Annotated in this window: 14 protein-coding genes; 3 read left to right on the plus strand and 11 right to left on the minus strand. The window is 66.3% G+C overall.

Translation table 11 applies throughout. The features are described from left to right. Nucleotides 1-9: 9 nt before the first annotated feature. The 8 genes from RLDS_RS41560 to RLDS_RS41595 form a co-directional block, all read right to left on the minus strand. A complete protein-coding gene (locus RLDS_RS41560; RefSeq protein WP_031298254.1) occupies nt 10-1,122 on the minus strand; it encodes a glycosyltransferase in 1,113 nt (370 codons plus the stop codon). Further along, entirely contained in the window at nt 1,119-2,207 is a 1,089-nt protein-coding gene (locus RLDS_RS41565) for a sugar-transfer associated ATP-grasp domain-containing protein (RefSeq protein WP_021226339.1), read from the minus strand. The genes RLDS_RS41560 and RLDS_RS41565 overlap by 4 nt, the downstream gene beginning before the upstream one ends. A 3-nt stretch (nt 2,208-2,210) precedes the next feature. Next, complete coding sequence (locus RLDS_RS41570; protein WP_021226340.1) at nt 2,211-3,026, minus strand: NTP transferase domain-containing protein; 816 nt, start codon at nt 3,024-3,026, stop codon at nt 2,211-2,213. Beyond that, nucleotides 3,026-4,057 (minus strand): D-alanine--D-alanine ligase family protein, encoded by a 1,032-nt coding sequence (locus RLDS_RS41575; RefSeq protein ID WP_021226341.1) that lies wholly within the window; start codon nt 4,055-4,057, stop codon nt 3,026-3,028. The genes RLDS_RS41570 and RLDS_RS41575 overlap by 1 nt, the downstream gene beginning before the upstream one ends. 116 nt (nt 4,058-4,173) lie before the next feature. Beyond that, nucleotides 4,174-5,802 (minus strand): NAD(P)/FAD-dependent oxidoreductase, encoded by a 1,629-nt coding sequence (locus tag RLDS_RS41580; RefSeq protein WP_031298258.1) that lies wholly within the window; start codon nt 5,800-5,802, stop codon nt 4,174-4,176. Between the two features lie 36 nt (nt 5,803-5,838). After that, nucleotides 5,839-7,125 (minus strand): PepSY-associated TM helix domain-containing protein, encoded by a 1,287-nt coding sequence (locus RLDS_RS41585; protein WP_021226343.1) that lies wholly within the window; start codon nt 7,123-7,125, stop codon nt 5,839-5,841. Continuing rightward, on the minus strand, nt 7,125-9,164 hold the full coding sequence (locus RLDS_RS41590) for a TonB-dependent receptor family protein (protein WP_021226344.1): 2,040 nt from the start codon (nt 9,162-9,164) through the stop codon (nt 7,125-7,127). Before RLDS_RS41590 ends, RLDS_RS41585 begins: the two co-directional genes overlap by 1 nt. 99 nt (nt 9,165-9,263) lie before the next feature. Beyond that, on the minus strand, nt 9,264-9,674 hold the full coding sequence (locus RLDS_RS41595) for a DUF2946 family protein (RefSeq protein ID WP_021226345.1): 411 nt from the start codon (nt 9,672-9,674) through the stop codon (nt 9,264-9,266). Nucleotides 9,675-9,795: 121 nt separating this feature from the next. Between RLDS_RS41595 and RLDS_RS41600 the strand changes: the two genes are divergently transcribed. Both RLDS_RS41600 and RLDS_RS41605 read left to right on the plus strand, forming a co-directional pair. Further along, on the plus strand, nt 9,796-10,206 hold the full coding sequence (locus tag RLDS_RS41600; protein ID WP_021226346.1) for a MerR family transcriptional regulator: 411 nt from the start codon (nt 9,796-9,798) through the stop codon (nt 10,204-10,206). A 40-nt stretch (nt 10,207-10,246) separates the two neighbouring features. Continuing rightward, a complete protein-coding gene (locus RLDS_RS41605; RefSeq protein WP_021226347.1) occupies nt 10,247-12,049 on the plus strand; it encodes an acyl-CoA dehydrogenase C-terminal domain-containing protein in 1,803 nt (600 codons plus the stop codon). Nucleotides 12,050-12,118: 69 nt separating this feature from the next. Here RLDS_RS41605 and RLDS_RS56515 read toward each other — a convergent pair whose 3' ends face one another. The 3 genes from RLDS_RS56515 to RLDS_RS41620 form a co-directional block, all read right to left on the minus strand. Next, nucleotides 12,119-12,268 carry a hypothetical protein gene (locus tag RLDS_RS56515; protein ID WP_169534107.1) on the minus strand — a complete coding sequence of 50 codons (150 nt, stop codon included), beginning with the start codon at nt 12,266-12,268 and terminating at the stop codon, nt 12,119-12,121. A gap of 151 nt (nt 12,269-12,419) precedes the next feature. After that, a complete protein-coding gene (locus RLDS_RS41615) occupies nt 12,420-12,935 on the minus strand; it encodes a 2'-5' RNA ligase family protein (protein WP_021226349.1) in 516 nt (171 codons plus the stop codon). Beyond that, complete coding sequence (locus RLDS_RS41620; RefSeq protein WP_031298260.1) at nt 12,932-13,471, minus strand: peroxiredoxin; 540 nt, start codon at nt 13,469-13,471, stop codon at nt 12,932-12,934. Before RLDS_RS41620 ends, RLDS_RS41615 begins: the two co-directional genes overlap by 4 nt. Before the next feature lie 110 nt (nt 13,472-13,581). On the opposite strand from RLDS_RS41620, the gene RLDS_RS41625 reads away from it, so the two are divergent. Continuing rightward, nucleotides 13,582-14,004: a hypothetical protein gene (locus tag RLDS_RS41625; protein ID WP_031298261.1), complete on the plus strand. Its 423-nt coding sequence runs from the start codon at nt 13,582-13,584 to the stop codon at nt 14,002-14,004. Nucleotides 14,005-14,009: the final 5 nt, after the last annotated feature.

Consider the following 14,009-nt stretch of genomic DNA (forward strand, 5'->3'; position numbering starts at 1 on the left):
ACCGTGGCGTCAAGTCGCCAGCAGCCGATCCACCACATCCCGCCACGATCGCGTGACCGCGTCCATGCCAAAAGCGTCGACGCGCTCTTGCGGGCGAAGCTGCGTCGCCGGATCGATCTGCTTCATCATGGCAAGCGCCATCGCGCCGGCATCCGCCGGGTCGAACAGCCGGCCATAGCGCCCATCCTCCAGCAATTGCGCGGCGTTGCCCGCGCTAATCGACGCGACGCAGGGTGCGCCCACCGCCATCGCCTCCAACAGCACATTGGCCAATCCTTCCCACCAGGACGGCAGCACGAACGCGTCGCAACGCGCCAGCCAGGGGAAGACATTGGCGACGGTCCCCGGCAGGGCCAGGTCGTCGCCAATGCCCAGGTGCCGGGCCTGCGCCAGCAATCGCGCGCGGGCGTCGTCGCGACTTTCGCCCAATAGGATGAGCCGTGCGGGCCTTTGCCGGCGCACCAGCGCGAAGGCGCGCAGCAGGGTGTCAAAATTCTTCTGCGGCGCAAGGCGGCCGATGGCCAGCAGCACGGGCCTGTCGCCACCCAGCCAGGGATGCGGCGCTGCGTCGCCGATCCGGGCGCGCGCCGCTTCCTTGTCGATGCCATTGGCAATGACGGTGACGCGTCCGGCCCGCTCGGCGGCGGCGAAGGCCGGGGTTTCGGACAAGGTCGGCGACACCAGCACCAGATGCGCTGCATCCGCCGCGATCAGGCGCGCCATGCCGGTCCTGGCCCATCGCGTCCATCGGCCCGACGGCGCAGTCGGCACGCGGCGCATGAGGTCGTTGCTGATGCGGTAGAGCCGTTTCGCGCCGCGCATGCCCAGGCTTCCGGCCCAGACGGTGCCATGCCCATGATTGCCGGCCGATATCAAAAGGCGCGGCCGGTGGGTGCGCAGATGCCGGTGGAGCGCGATCGCCGCGTCGACCTTCTCGCGCAGGCGGGAGCGGCCCGCGCCCGGCAATAGCGCATGATGCAGCACACCCGCCACGCCCTCCCCGCCCGGCAACGCCGTCACCAGTTGCACGTCATGACCGGCCAGCGTCAGGTCGGCGGCAATCAGCCGCGCATTGCGCACGACGCCGGTCGCCGCCAGCGCGTGGACATAGATGCAGATCACCGGCCGCGCCGATCCCATGCCATGACAGGCGCGCGCCGCCAGCGCTCGACCGGCAGATGCACAAGATGATGCCGATAGAGCGCACCAAGCCGCGTATCCGACACCCCGCGCCCGCTGACCAGTTGCACTATGTCCGTTCCGGGATTCCAATTGCCCTCGACCAGCACGGGGCCGCCGGACGTCAGGCCGACATCCCACCCGATGACGATGAAACCATCTTTAAAAACTCGATGGGCGCGCAGCGCGAGTGCAATCGCATCGGCCAGATTGGGGACGGGCACGCCCTTGATCGGCGCGCCGCTCACCGGGTGCCGCTCCAGCGCGACGACGGCCTGCCCGCTTTGGCGCCAAGCCGCCATGCAGCATCCGGCGCTATCGACCCCCAGCACAAGGTTGCCGGCGTTGAAATTATCGACCGGACGCGGCCCGCCGGCCGACAGGCGCAACGCCAGGTCGCAGGCTTCGGGCAATCCGTCTTCGTTGAGGCAGGTGACGACCCGCAAGGTGGGGAGCGCGCCGGGGGAAAGGTCGCTCAGCCGCTCATGCGTCGCCAGCCTTCGCTGGATCACGCCGCCTTTGCGCCCCAGAGCGGTGAGGCGCGCGCGCAATTGCATGTCGCTGATCGCGCCTGACGGACCGCGCCAGCCATCATCTTTCCGCGTGTAGCGCTCCACCCCCTGCCCCTTCGATCGAAAGCTGGGCTTGGCGATGATGTCGCTTTCATGTGCCAGCCAGTCCGCAAGATCCTGCGCCTCGGGATCGCAGGCAGGCGGGATCGGCAACCCGGCTTCCTGCGCCTTGAGCGCGAAAAGCTGCTTGTTCTTGAGCGGATTGGCGGCGAGCGGAAAGGCGGCGGGGTTGAGCAGGCGGTGCAATGCCTTGCGATCCCGCATCGACAGGCCGGATCGCCGCACGCTGTCGGGCAGCAGCAGCTTTTCGCTCGCGCTCCATCCGCCCTGCCCCATGATCGCCAGCCAATGCGACAGCAGGCGAGCGCCCCGCGGCCAATGGGCGCGCAGTCCGCCATGATAGGCTGCCAGCAGGCTGTTATCGTCCTGCGGCGGGACCGCGCAGAGGGTCAGCAAGACTTATTCCGCCGCCTGGGCCAGGGGAGATCGCTGCTCCAGCAGCTGCGACGCCACGCCATGGGAGCGTTCATTGTCGACATCGATCGCCGCCGCCCCGTCCGACAGGATCACCGGCGCGATCGTCATGCGAAAGCGACGCGAAAAGCGGGCGAACGTGTCCGCCAGCGTGCCGATGCCAAAGCGAAACCGAATGAGGTTGAGCAGCCCAAAGGCGCCGATGATGCGCGCAGGATGCTTCACGAACTGACCGCCGCTGCGGAACGTCTCGGCCGCTGTCAGCGCTGCCGCATTCTTCAGCCAGTAGGTGTTGCAATTGGAATAGCTGTCGCATGCGAAGCGATAGAATTTGCGCTGCCCCTGCGGATGCGCGGCCAGCACGAAATCGCGGCGGGTGAAGGCGACGGCGGCGTCCGCGCCCTGCGCCTTGCAGCCTTCAATCATCTCGCCGACCGTTTCCGGCGTCAGCAGTACATTATCGGCCGTGGTGATGAGCAGCGGGAAGGCCGCGCCCTGCGCCGCCGCCAGCACCGAATCGACCAGATTGGGCCGCGCCGCCACAGGCATCAGCCGGCCGGTCGCAATCAGCCCGCGCAGCAGGGGCAGGCTTTGCAGGACGGCCGGGTCTTCGATGGCAACGCGGATCTGCCCGATCCGCTCGCTCGCCGCCAGCGCGTCGATCACATGCACCAGCATGGGCTGGCCCGCCACCGGGACCAGGCATTTATGCGTCACGCCCGCCCCCTGCGCCAGCGGGTCGGTCGCTCCGTCGCGCTTGCCGGCCAGCACCAGCGCGCTCGTCCTGCCGTCCATCGGCATCAGGCCGCAACCTTGATCGGCGCTTCGGTCAGCAATCCCTGCCGCTCCAGGCTGTGGCCGATGATGGTTTCGACCAGCATCGCATGATCGACGCCAATCGACCGGGCGGAGCGCGCTATGGTTTTCTTCGACCACAGGTTGCAGGACAGGTTGACCTCCATGAACTGCACCGCGCCGCTCATCGGGTCATAGCGAAATTCGAACCGGCCATAATCGAACGGCCAGAGTTCGGGCACCAGCCGCCGGGTCATATCCTCCAATTGCGTCAGCAGCGCCCGATCCTCGACCAGCACCAGCGGATCGTCGCCCGCGTCGATCAGGCCGCGCTTTTCCTCATGACTGCGCGCGCGATGGGGGTCGGCCGGCACATACATCATTGGCGGCAATATCCAGGGCTGCCCGCCGCTGCTGCCCACGACCGGGACCGCGACGTCGAGCAGCGGCGCCCAGGCTTCGACCAGCACGTCATGCCCTTCCCCATGCAGATAATCGATCTGTGCCCTTGCTTGGGTCCAGTCGTCGACCATCGCCAGCCCCCAGGACGCCGAGGAGGCGTTGGGCTTGACCACCAGCCGATCGGCGTGGAAAGCGGGTTCGGCGGGCAGGCCGCCCCGGCGGAACAGCTGCGCCGGCATGGTCGGCACGCCATGGGCGCGGGCGATCATCTTGCTGAGATATTTGTCATCCGACACGCCGCGCAGGATCGGGCTTGCGCCCAGATGCGGCATATCGCGCCAGCTGAGCAGCAACGGCGCCATCATCTCGCTATTCTGAAACCCGCCCCGATTGAGCAGGGTGACGACGAAATCCGCGTCCGGTCGTTCGAACAGCGCCTCATAGCTGTCGGCGACGCGGATATGGAGGCCGATCTCCTCCATCGTCGTGCGCATTTCATGATGATAGACGGCATGGTTGCCGTCCACCGCGTGGGGCGTGCCGGATGCACGCGCATGTTTGGCGAGGAAGAGGATACGCAGTCGCGCCTTGTCGGCAGGCGATATGCGCACGCAGCGGTCGATAGGCGTCATCATGCGCCTTCATCTAGCCTGCCTGCATGACGCCGCCTTGACGCGCCCATGACCACCGCGCGTCGATGACGCGACACCGGCATGACCGATTTATGCAGGCGATATGTCAGCCCGCGCGGTCAATGCGCGGCATTCACCATCGCCAGCGCGGCTGCTTCGGCCACCTTGATCCCATCGATGGCGGCGGACAGGATGCCGCCGGCATAGCCCGCGCCCTCACCTGCCGGATAGAGGCCCGCGACGTTGAGGCTTTGAAGATCCTTGCCGCGCGTGATGCGCACGGGTGACGATGTGCGGGTTTCCACACCCGTCATGACCGCGTCGCCATGGTCATAGCCCGCCAGTTGCCGGCCGAACACTGGCAGCGCCTCGCGAAACGCCTCGATGACGAAGGGCGGCAGGCAATGCGCAAGGTCCGTCGGCGTCACGCCGGGCTTATAGGATGGCTCCACCGACCCCAGCGACGTGGATGGCCGCCCGGCCAGGAAATCGCCGACCCTCTGGCCCGGCGCCCAATAGCTCGACCCGCCCGCCAGATAGGCCTGGCTTTCCCAATGACGCTGAAAATCGATGCCGGCCAGCGGGCCGCCGGGATAGTCGCGCTCCGGGTCGATGCCGACGACCAGGCCCGAATTGGCGTTGAATTCGGCGCGGCTATATTGGCTCATGCCGTTGGTGACGACGCGCCCTTCCTCCGACGTGGCGGCGACGACGCGGCCGCCCGGGCACATGCAGAAACTGTAGACCGTGCGGCCATTGGCGCAATGATGCGCCAAGCTATAGGCCGCCGCGCCCAGGTCCGGGTGGCCCGCGCACTGGCCATAGCGGGCGCGGTCGATCCAGCTTTGCGGATGTTCGATGCGCACGCCGATGGAAAAGGGCTTGGCCTCCATATGCACGCCGCGCGCGTGGAGCATTTCAAATGTCGGGCGCGCGCTGTGGCCGACCGCCAGCACGACATGGTCGGTTTCGATCACGCTGCCATCGTGGAGGACGAGGCCGCGCAGTTTCTGTGCGCCCTCGCCGTCTGGTTCCAGCAACAGGTCATCAAACCGCGTCTGCCAGCGATATTCGCCGCCCAGCCCTTCGATCTGGCGGCGCATGGATTCGACCATGGAAACGAGCCGGAACGTGCCGATATGGGGATGCGCTTCCCACAATATGTCGTCGGGCGCGCCGGCGGCGACAAATTCCTCCAGCACCTTGCGCCCCAGGAAACGCGGGTCCTTGACGCGGCAATAGAGTTTGCCGTCGGAAAAGGTGCCCGCCCCGCCCTCGCCGAACTGGACATTGGAATCGGGATTGAGTTCGGCGCGCCGCCACAAGCCCCAGGTATCCTTGGTCCGTTCCCGCACCACCTTGCCGCGGTCCAGGATGATCGGTCGGAAACCCATCTGCGCCAGGATGAGGCCGGCGAACAGGCCGCATGGCCCCGCGCCGATCACCACCGGCCGCTTGCCGCCCCAGTCATCGGGCCGATGTGTCACGAAATGATAGCGCGTGTCTGGCGTCGGGCGCACGTCATGATCGTTGGCGAAGCGGGCGAGCACGACTTCCTCGTCCGCCACATCGATATCGAGCGTATAGACCAGCTGGATAGCATTGCGGCGGCGCGCGTCATTGCCGCGCCGGACCAGGCTATGGCCGCGCAAATCCTGCGGTTCGATATCAAGGCGCGCGCAAATGGCGGCGGGCATCGCCTCGGCCGGATGGTCGAGGGGCAGTTTCAGGCCGGACAGTCGGATCATGGCGCTGCTCATAATCGCTCCCGGCCCGAAAGAAAACTAGGCGCGGGACAGCCGCCCCGCCAGCCATTCCCCGCCAAGCGCAGCCAGCATCGACAGGCCGGTCAGGGGAAAGAGCGCGCCCAGCCCCACCATCAACGCGGCCACCGTCCGGCGGGCGGCCGCACTTGCCGGCGGCGGCGCGGCAAGCCGCCCGTCCCGCCGCCGCTTCCACCACAGCACCGGCGCGGTCAGGCATAGCAGCAGCAGGCACAGGCATCCCGCCAGCATCAGCAGCCGGTTGCCCTCGCCATATTGCTGGCCCTGATGGGTGGCGATGCCCCATTCGACCGCCTTTGCGCCCTTGCCGAACTGCCGCCAGTCCATGTCCTGCACCACCGCGCCGGTCGCCGCGTCTACGGCAATGGCGCGCGCGTCGTCGGCACGCACGGTGATCGCCGACACCAGATAGGGCGCGCCGGGGCTGGCGGGCAGAAACAGTTGATAGCCCCCCGCAAGCCCCCGCCGGGCGGCGATCCGCGCGACGGCGTCGACACCCACATCATGAAGCCCATGCCCCATCGGCGCGCCCTGCTCCCGCAGCGTCCAGGGCAGCGCATGTTTGGCCGCGTGCGACCAGGGATTGACCTTCATCGGCGGTCGCCCCGCCTTGTTGGCGGCGATCACCGCGCGCAACCCTCCGCCCCAGACATCGGTCCAGGGCATGCCGGTAATGGCGAGGAACAGGATGACGAGCGCCGACGCAAAGCCCAGCGTGCCGTGCAGGTCGCGCCAGAATAGCCGCCCCTTCGCAGTCCCGCGCAGCGCCAGCGCGGGCTGGCCGCGCCGGGGCCAGCGCAGATACAGCCCCGTGACGCACAGGATGATCGCCCATCCGGCGACCACCTCGACCAGCCGGTTGCCGACCGGACCGGTCATCGTCAGGCTGTGCAGCGACTTGACCGTCTCCATCACGCCGCCATCGCGCATTTGCCCCAGGACGCGGGCGTCACGGGGATCGACGAAATAGGTCGTCGTTCGACCTTCTGCCCCCGGCGTCACCACCCGCCAGCTTTCGCCATTGCTGGCGGGGCGCACAAGCTGGGTCGCTGCCGCACCGGCGCGCGCCTCCGCCGCCGCGACGATGCGCGACGCCGGCAAGGAGGCGCCTCCGACAGGCTGCGTCAGCCGCACCGGATAGAACAGCGCCTCCACTTCTGCCTTGTAGAGATAGAGCGCGCCCGTCACCGCCATCAGCGCCAGCACCGGCAACACGATGAGGCCGGCATAGAAATGCCAGCGCCACATGGCGCGATAGAAAGCGCCGCCGCGCATGTCCCCGCCCATCAGAAGCGCGCCCGCACGCCGGCGTAGAAAGCGCGGCGCTCGATCGGATAGAAGGCGGCGCTGCCTTCGTTGGCCAGCGTGGCCGGATCATCCGCGACATAGCGCACCAGCGCGCTGATATCGCCGATCGCGCGTTCCCTGGTCAGGTTGCGCGCGTCGACGAACAGGGTGACGCCGTCCCGAAGCTGCGCCTGCGCAGTGAGGTTCAGCATCGCATAGCCATCCACCCGCTTGCTGTTGGCATAATCGACCCACGCCCCCTGCGGCAGCCATTCGACCGCCGGGCTGACCGACAGCCGATCCGTCCCCAATGTCAGTTCCGCGCGGTAGAAATGGCGCGGGATGACCGGCAGGCGGTTGTCGCCGAACTGGATGTCGTCGCGGAAGCGGAAATCGCTATATTGATAGACCTGCCGCAACCGCGCCCAGCGGCTCAGCGTCAGGTCCAGCCCGGCCTCTATCCCCTGATGCCGCGTGCGGTCCGCATTGAAGGTCGCGGCGGGGATCAATCCAGCGACCACGCTATATTGCAGCATCTCGCCCTTTATGTCCGCGCGATAGACGCTGACGTCCCAGGTCGCGATGCCCGCCCGGCCGCGCGTGCCGATTTCGGCCGTCCATGCCTTTTGCAGGCCGACCGGCGTGAATCCGGGCGCGCCGCCAGCGGGCGCCTGGCTTAATTCGCCCAAACCCGGCATTTCCACCGAGCGGCTGTAATTGGCGTAGACCTGCATCCGGTCGGATGGTTCGTACAGCAGGCCGATCTTGGGCGCGACGCTGTCGAAATCGGCCTGCCCGCTGCGTGCTGCGGCCATGCGGTTGTCGATCTTGCGCTCGCCATGGCTGTAGATGCCGCCGGCGACCAGCCACAGGGTGGGCAGCGGAGCGATGCGCGCCTCGGCATAGCTGTTGATCGTTTGCGCCTTTTGCACCGCATTGGCGGTCGGGGCGCCGGGCTGGCCATTTACATTGACGAATTGCCGCGCGACCGTGCGCCCGAAGCGTGCCTGGCTGCCCAGCGTCAGTGCGACGGGCATGCCGCCAATGTCGCCGGTCAGGTCGACGCTGCCAAAGACGCCGCGATCCTCCGATCGCTGGTCGATGACCTGATAGATAGGATGGAACAGTTGCTTGGCGTTGAAATAGACGCCGAAGGCGACGGTCGCATCGTCCAGCGCAATCGTCGTGCGGTTCTGCAACCGGATCGAATCGATGTCGCGGGCCTGATCGCCAAACACATTGCCCTTGGACGGATTGGCGATGGCGTCTGCCTCGTTCAGCGCGCCCGCCAGTTTCTGGCGAATGGTCTGGGCGCTGGCATAGAAGCGCGTTTCCACCCGGTCGCTGAGTTTCAGGCCGACATTCCCGTTGAAGCGCAACGCCTTGCGATTGCCATGCACGCGGTCGCTGTCGGACCGGTCGGCGGTGATCGCCAGAAAGGCGTCGCCACGGTCATCGGCATAGCCATAGGCCATCTTGCCGCGCAGCGTGTCGAAACTGCCGCCGTCAAGGCGCAGTTCGACGCCGGGCGCGCTACGGCCCGTGGGCGTCACGGCATTGATCGCCCCGCCCAGCGTCGACCCGCCAAGCCGCAGCGCATTGCCGCCGCGATATACCTCCAGATGCTGAAAGACTTGCGGGTCCAGTTCCTGGAAATCGCCATTGTCGTCAGCGGCGTTGATGGGAATGCCGTCCTGCAACAGAGTGAGGCCGCGCATATGATAGCCACGCGACAGGCCCGACCCGCGAATGGAAATGCGCACTTCCTGCCCGAAGCGGGGTTGGGTGTAGACGCCGGGCGAAAAGCTGAGCGCATCGCGCAGCGACACGGCGAGCTTGTCCTCAAACTCATCGGCGGCCACGACATCGACCCCGCCGGGGGTTCGCTGCACGCGGGCGGCCGCTTCCTCGACGATCGGGCTGGCGGTGACGATGATCGCGCTTTGATCGGCGCTGTCCTCGGCAAAAACCGGATGGGCGGACAGGACAAGGATGAGGGCGCACAGCGGCAGGCTGCGCGCGACATGACGGGAAGACATGGATATAACTTTCTGAAATCAGGTCGACATCATCGGCGCCTTCCAGCACCGAATCGGTCACGCATCCCGACGCGCGAGGCGTGCGGGATCACGGTCTTTTCAGAAAGCGGCCGGTGGACCCGACGAAGGCGGCGGCGGCGCGGCCAGCCGCGCGATGAGGCCGGTCTTGAGCGCGAAAGCAACAGGACCAAAGGCAAGCTGCCAAGCCGGCAGAGGCAGGTCGGCGAGCGCCAGCGGCGGCACGACCGGCTGAACCGACGCGGCAAAGGGGCAATGCTGCTGCCCACCCATGCCGTCATCGGGACGATGGTCGCCATCCGTGGGCGCGTCGCCGCGATCGACCACGACATTGACCGCGCCCTGGCCGGTGCACAGCGTCACCACCACGCCATGGGCGGTGCGCACCGGCATGAAGCCGGTCGGCGCGATCAGGTGGATTGCCAGGACAAGCAGCGCCAGCGCGGCCAGTACGCCACGCGCGCCTCTGCTCTGTCTGATCGCCCCCGTCATGACGCTGGCCCTAGCGGCTTGGCCGTGGCCTGTCACTGGGGCAAAAGGCCCATGCGGAGATATGCGTGACAGGCATAGCACTCACCTTGACGTAAACGTAAAGCGGGATTACATCATAGCCATGGACAAGCGCAGCAGCATTGCCGGCATCGAACTGCCCGATCATAGCGAGCGGGAAAGCTACAGCATCACCGATCTGTCGGAAGAATTCGGCGTTACCGCCCGTGCGCTGCGCTTTTACGAAGATGAAGGCCTTATCTCGCCCGAACGGCAGGGCCTGACCCGCATCTATTCGCGGCGCGACCGGGCGCGGCTGGCGTGGATATTGCGCGGCAAGCGCGTGGGTTTCAGCCTCACCGAAATTCGCGAGATGATCGACCTGTATGACGCCGACGAGGAACATGAGGCGCAGCGGCGCGTCACGGTCGACAAATGCCGGGCGCGCATCGACCTGCTGACCCGGCAGAAGGACGATATCGACGCCGCCATCGCCGAACTCGCGGCCTTCGTCGCCACCATCGAACAGAAATAAGCCCCCTACCCCCCGATAAAGACGTTTTCAGGAGAAGATCATGCCCAGCTATGCCGCCCCCATTCGCGACACCCGCTTCGTGCTGGATCATGTCGTTGGGCTTGAGCGCTACGCCAATCTGCCCAGCTTCGCCGCCGCTTCGCCCGATCTGGTCGAAGCGATCCTGACCGAAGGCGGCAAGGTCGCGGCCGAAATCCTGTTCCCGCTGAACGCAGCGGGCGACAAGGAAGGTTGCACCCGCAACAGCGACGGCAGCGTCACCACGCCTGCCGGCTTCAAGGATGCTTATGAGCAATATGTCGCGGGCGGCTGGACCACGCTGCATGCGCCGGAGGAATTTGGTGGCCAGGGCCTGCCCATGGTCGTCGCCACCGCGCTGGGCGAATATATGACCTCTGCCAATCAGGCGTTCGAAATGTATTTCGGCCTCACCACCGGCGCGATTTCGGCCCTGCTCGCCAAGGGCAGCAGCGAACAGCAGCATCGCTACATCCCCAAGATGGTGTCGGGTGAATGGACCGGCACGATGAACCTCACCGAACCGCATTGCGGCACCGACCTTGGCCTCATCAAGACCAAGGCCGTGCCGCAGGGCGATGGCAGCTACGCCATCACCGGCACCAAGATCTTCATTTCGGCCGGCGAGCATGACCTGGCGGAAAACATCATCCATCTGGTGCTGGCCAAGACGCCCGACGCGCCCGAAGGCAGCAAGGGCATCTCGCTCTTCGTCGTGCCCAAGATGATGGTGGGTGACGACGGCGCGCTGGGCGATCGTAACGCGGTGTCCTGCGGGTCGATCGAACACAAGATGGGCATTCACGGCAATGCGACCTGCGTCATGAACTATGACGGCGCGACCGGATGGATGGTCGGCGAAGAAAATAAGGGCCTCGCCGCCATGTTCATCATGATGAACGCCGCGCGTCTGGGCGTCGGCCTCCAGGGGCTGGGCCAGGCCGAAGTCGCGTTCCAGAATGCGGTGCATTACGCCAGGGATCGCCGGCAGGGTCGCGCGCTCACCGGCCCCAAGGAGCCGGGGGAAAAGGCCGACACGCTGTTCGTCCATCCCGACGTGCGCCGCATGCTGATGGAGGCCAAGGCGCTGACCGAGGGCCTTCGCGCGCTGACGCTGTGGACCGCGGTGCAGGTCGACCTGTCGCACCATGCCGAAACCGAGGAAGAGCGGCAGGCGGCCGATGACCTGCTCCAGCTGCTGACCCCGGTGGTCAAGGGCTATGGCACCGACAAGGGCTTCGACGTTGCGGTGTCGGCGCAGCAGGTGTTCGGCGGCCATGGCTACATCTGGGAAAATGGCGTGGAGCAATATGTCCGCGACGCCCGCATTGCCCAGATCTACGAAGGCACCAACGGCATTCAGGCGATGGACCTGGTCGGCCGCAAGCTGCCCATGCATGGCGGGCGCGCCTTGCAGGCGTTCCTGAAGCTGGTGAATGAGGAAGTCGCCGCCGGCAAGTCCGACGACACCATCGCCCCGATCGCGGAAGCGCTCGAAAAGGCGAGCGGCCAGCTGGGCGCGGCGACCATGTGGCTGATGCAGAACGCCATGAAGAACCCGGACAATGCGGGCGCCGGCGCGCATCATTACATGCACATATTGGGGATCGTCGCGACCGGCCTGATGTGGCTGCGCATGGCGAAGGCGGCCAGCGCGCAGATCGCGGCAGGCGAGGGCGATGCGGGCTTCCTGGAAGCCAAGCTGGTGACGGCGCGCTTCTTTGCCGAGCGGATCATGCCCGACGCGGGAGCGCTGCGGCGCAAGATCGAAGGCGGCGCGGAGACGATGATGGCGCTCGATCCCGCGCAGTTCCTGGCCGCCTGACCCCAGGCCGCCGGACACTCATGCAGGTAAGAGGGCGGTCCCTTTGGGCCGCCCTTTTCCTATGCGCTATCAGGCCGCCAGCGGCAGCGGCGTGTCCAGCACGACCGGGCGTGCGTCCTGCGCCACCGGCGCTGCGGCGGGCGTCAGGGCGGCCATATGGCGTTCGGCGGTGACGACGTCCCGGCGATAGGCGAAATAGAGGGCGATCAGCGAAAACATGGCAGTTCCTTGGATGTGATTTTTGCTGCGTTGCAGCATCACAGCCTATGTGGGCGAACCGGCTCGCCTTCGCAAATGCAAGGATTTCGAACGCGATTGCAGGAAAGTCACCTGTCGTCGCCTGTCAGCGCCATCGCCGGACCGGCCGTTTTCACCCCCGGAACATCGCCTTCATCGCCAAGTCCCACGGCCCGCCGCGATAATGCCAGGCGGCCAGTCCGGCGATGGCGATCGGGCGCGCGCGGAAATCCGCGCGCAGCTGCTGCGCCAGCGCCTTGGCAACATCGGGCGTCACCTTGTTCTGAACCGTGATGTGCAATCGCGGCTTCGCCTGATCCTGCGGGGTCAGCATCCCGGCAAAGGCATCGGCCAGTTCGCTGCGCATCGCCAGCAGCTCCGGGCTGTCGACCCGATAGGCGACACCGCGCCCCAACAGCATCACATCGGTCAACCGCGCGGTCGGCGGCGGGCCGGCGCACAGCCGCTTCAATCGCCCCGCAATCTCGTCCAAGGCGGAGGGCGGCAGATGGTGGAACAAGGTGATATGCGCGCTCAGCCAGTTGCGCTCGGGCGGGAAATGCGCGCGGCGCAGCCCGTCGGCCCAGGCGAAGTCCGCCGCCCCCATCACCGCCGTCACGATGATCGGGGCCGGCGCATCCGCGTTCATGCGCGCGGATTGTCCGCCAGCCAGGCCAGCACCGGCTCCGGGCTGGTTTCGCCATAGGGGTCGTCATCCTCGCCCGCGTCGTTGATGCCCGGCTCCTCGAACCAGGCGACGATCCTGCCGTCATCGACGACCATGGCATAGCGCCAGCTGCGCTCGCCAAAGCCCAGATGGTCCTTCTTCACCAGCATGCCCATGCGGCGGGTGAAATCGCCCGATCCGTCGGGCAGCAGCTTTACCGACTTGATGCCCAGTTGCTTGCCCCATTGATACATGACGAAGGCATCGTTCACGGATATGCAATAGACATCGTCCGCGCCCGCCGCCCTCAGCGCCTCGCTCGATCGTTCGAAGGCTGGGCATTGTTCGGTCGAGCAGGTCGGCGTGAACGCGCCGGGCAGCGAGAAGACGACGGAGCGCTTGCCCGCGAACAGATCGCCGGTGCTCACCTCCTGCCAGCGAAAGGGATTGGGCCCTTCGACACTGTCATCGCGCACTCGGGTCTTGAGCGTGACGTCAGGAACGGATCGACCCAGCATAAGCATATTCTCCTCTATGACCGGACGGCTTCCGTCCCGGCATGTTCAGATATATATTTGGCGATCAACCGGCCACAAGCGATGCCGGTCAAGAGGGGGTAACACGCATCATGTCCACATCCCGTTCCCTGACGATCGTCGGAATCATCCTGCTGCTCTGGAACCTGATGGGGGTGATGGCCTTCATCCTGCAATATGGCATGGACCTCGATGAACTCGCCCGCACCGATCCGGTGACGGCCAGGGCGTTCGCGGCCATGCCCGCATGGCTGTGGATCGACTATGGCGTGGCGGTTGCGGCCGGCACGGCCGGCGCGGTGGCGCTGCTGATGCGGCGGGCCATCGCGGTGCCGCTGTTCCTTGTGTCGCTCATCGCAGTGCTGATCCAATTTGGCCATACGCTCGGCATGACCGACCTTGTCGCGCAAAAGGGGCTGATGGTCGCGGCCGGCTTTCCCGCCTTCGTCATTCTGGTTGCGATCGTGCAACTGGTCTATGCGCGCTCGATGGCAAAAAAGGGCCTGCTGCGCTGACCGGC

This window comes from Sphingobium lactosutens DS20 (assembly GCF_000445105.1).
Classification (GTDB): domain Bacteria; phylum Pseudomonadota; class Alphaproteobacteria; order Sphingomonadales; family Sphingomonadaceae; genus Sphingobium; species Sphingobium lactosutens.

Excerpts from the sequence above, each read along its gene's own strand:
- RLDS_RS41570 (WP_021226340.1), bottom strand. The coding sequence starts at position 3,026 with ATGCCGATGGACGGCAGGACGAGCGCGCTGGTGCTGGCCGGCAAGCGC.
- RLDS_RS41575 (WP_021226341.1), bottom strand. The coding sequence starts at position 4,057 with ATGATGACGCCTATCGACCGCTGCGTGCGCATATCGCCTGCCGACAAG.
- RLDS_RS41580 (WP_031298258.1), bottom strand. The coding sequence starts at position 5,802 with ATGATCCGACTGTCCGGCCTGAAACTGCCCCTCGACCATCCGGCCGAG.
- RLDS_RS41585 (WP_021226343.1), bottom strand. The coding sequence starts at position 7,125 with ATGGGCGGGGACATGCGCGGCGGCGCTTTCTATCGCGCCATGTGGCGC.
- RLDS_RS41590 (WP_021226344.1), bottom strand. The coding sequence starts at position 9,164 with ATGTCTTCCCGTCATGTCGCGCGCAGCCTGCCGCTGTGCGCCCTCATC.
- RLDS_RS41595 (WP_021226345.1), bottom strand. The coding sequence starts at position 9,674 with ATGACGGGGGCGATCAGACAGAGCAGAGGCGCGCGTGGCGTACTGGCC.
- RLDS_RS41600 (WP_021226346.1), top strand. The coding sequence starts at position 9,796 with ATGGACAAGCGCAGCAGCATTGCCGGCATCGAACTGCCCGATCATAGC.
- RLDS_RS41605 (WP_021226347.1), top strand. The coding sequence starts at position 10,247 with ATGCCCAGCTATGCCGCCCCCATTCGCGACACCCGCTTCGTGCTGGAT.
- RLDS_RS56515 (WP_169534107.1), bottom strand. The coding sequence starts at position 12,268 with ATGTTTTCGCTGATCGCCCTCTATTTCGCCTATCGCCGGGACGTCGTC.
- RLDS_RS41615 (WP_021226349.1), bottom strand. The coding sequence starts at position 12,935 with ATGAACGCGGATGCGCCGGCCCCGATCATCGTGACGGCGGTGATGGGG.
- RLDS_RS41620 (WP_031298260.1), bottom strand. The coding sequence starts at position 13,471 with ATGCTGGGTCGATCCGTTCCTGACGTCACGCTCAAGACCCGAGTGCGC.
- RLDS_RS41625 (WP_031298261.1), top strand. The coding sequence starts at position 13,582 with ATGTCCACATCCCGTTCCCTGACGATCGTCGGAATCATCCTGCTGCTC.